At 40.3% G+C, this 2054-nt stretch carries 3 protein-coding genes; 2 read left to right on the top strand and 1 reads right to left on the bottom strand.

All coding sequences use genetic code 11. The annotated features are described in order from the left end of the window. Positions 1–158: 158 nt before the first annotated feature. On the top strand, positions 159–977 hold the full coding sequence (locus tag LC574_RS37490) for a TlyA family RNA methyltransferase (protein ID WP_229458679.1): 819 nt from the start codon (positions 159–161) through the stop codon (positions 975–977). On the opposite strand, the gene LC574_RS37495 is transcribed toward LC574_RS37490, so the two are convergent. Beyond that, on the bottom strand, positions 974–1234 hold the full coding sequence (locus LC574_RS37495) for a Calvin cycle protein CP12 (protein WP_229458680.1): 261 nt from the start codon (positions 1232–1234) through the stop codon (positions 974–976). The genes LC574_RS37490 and LC574_RS37495 overlap by 4 nt on opposite strands. A 590-nt stretch (positions 1235–1824) precedes the next feature. On the opposite strand from LC574_RS37495, the gene LC574_RS37500 reads away from it, so the two are divergent. After that, a partial coding sequence (locus LC574_RS37500) for a hypothetical protein (RefSeq protein ID WP_229458681.1) occupies positions 1825–2054 on the top strand: 230 nt, incomplete at its 3' end.

The raw sequence follows: 2054 nt of genomic DNA on the forward strand, positions 1-2054 counted from the left end.
CATGTTCTGGATTGAGGCAATAATCACGCAGTTTACGAATATCAACGACTGCATTTTCTGCATTTGGAATTAAATTAGCTGAATTAGACATAATTTTTAACCGCGAAGAAATTATCAATCGTGCTTTGGCTTTAATCTTACCAGGAGAGTCTAATTAATTGGCTAAACAGCGACTCGACACACTATTAGTAGAGTTAAATTTATGTTCTTCTCGCGCCTTAGCACAACGGCTAATTCAGGCGGGGGAAGTTACTGTTAATCAGCAGTTAGTTGATAAACCTGGTACTGAAGTTGATATTTCGGCTCAAATAAATATTAAAGAGCGATCGCCTTTTGTTTCTAGAGGCGGTGAAAAACTCTCCAAAGCTTTGTCAGTATTTGCCATTCCCGTAGCAGAGCGTATTTGTTTAGATGGTGGGATTTCTACTGGTGGTTTTACTGATTGTCTCTTGCAAGCTGGAGCAAAAAAAGTTTACGGCATTGATGTTGGTTACGGACAAGTTGACTGGCTCTTAAGAAATGATTCGCGGGTGATCTTGCGGGAACGCACCAATTTACGGCAACTACGACCAGATGAGTTATATGGCGAAAATGACCCGATTCCTGATTTGGCGGTGGTCGATGTATCGTTTATTTCTTTAACTAAAATTCTGCCTGCTTTGTGGCAACTAACTCAAGCTAACCGAGAAGCTGTATTGTTAGTCAAGCCACAGTTTGAAGTCGGCAGATCCCGTGTGGGTAAAAAAGGTGTTGTGCGCGATCCAAACGACCAAGCTGATGCCATTTTCCAGGTGTTGCAAACAGCGCACCAATTAGGATGGAAATACAAAGGCTTAACTTGGTCGCCGATCACTGGCCCTGCTGGGAATCTTGAATATCTTTTGTGGTTGGGAATCGAAAGTGAAACACCACCACCTGATTTACAGGCAATTAAGCAAATAACGCAATCAGCAACAACTGATTTACGGAAGAGTTAAAGGTCGTAGATTAGACATTCTACGGATTCAGGATGGCGATCGCAGTAGTTTTCCAAAGAGGTTTTGTTTGATTTTGCTTGCTGTTGATCGGCTTTTTCAGCTTGTAATTCTTCCACAATATCCCAGGCTACGGCACAACCAGCAGAATTACTACCATCTAAATCGCAAGTTGTGCGGGCTTCAGTAATGGCTTTAGTAATCGCTTCTTCAAGATTTGTCGCCCCAGCAGTTTCAAATGAGTTTAGGGTAGTTGTCATGATACTTTCACCTTTAATTTACAGAGATAGATATTAACTGTGAGCTTTCAATAACCCCATGAAGCTCACCCTCCGGGTTCGCCAGTCCCTCTTTATTGGAGCAACAAGACAGGCCTTGCTCACATTTCCAGTTTAGATAGGCTTCCCACAATAGGTAGTGGTAAACACCGCCATCTTTTTAGCTGATTTGAGTGGGAATTACCCTCTTATCATCTTTGATTCAAAAAGCTATAGGAATTCCACTAGTTGGAGTCACTAGTAATGATGTTTATGTTTTCAGTCTTGCATCCCAAATTCGGAATGTCAGTCAATTGTCAGAAGAGTTTGATAGAACTTGATAAACACTTATAAACGGTAACAAAAGCGAAACAATTTTTATTTATTCTCAACATTTGCGTTTGTAGTAATTCAAAACTCCCTAAAGCCCTGCTCATCTTTACAACTACCCAATTCATGAGGTTGTACTGTCTCTAAGCAGCTACGCTTACATAAGTACTAATACGAATATTCTTTAACTAAAGTATATTTTTCGATTGCTTAAGTAGAGTAAATACTGATAAAACATAAAAGAATAAAGTTTTAATAACAATATGTTGAAGTATACTCTGGGCGCTACTGGTATCGGACTGATAGCCTTAATCATGGGAGAAATTACAATTCCCCAGCAGGCTGCTGCTACATCTTTGTACTCTATTACCGATCTTGGTTCCTTAAACCCTACTGCTACTGGCTTTGATGCTTATAGTCCAGGATACGGTATTAACAATGCTGGTCAAGTGGTTGGTAGCTCAATTCTTCCTAGTACTGATGTAAGCGTAGC

The organism is Nostoc sp. CHAB 5715 (genome assembly GCF_020829685.1).
Classification (GTDB): domain Bacteria; phylum Cyanobacteriota; class Cyanobacteriia; order Cyanobacteriales; family Nostocaceae; genus Nostoc.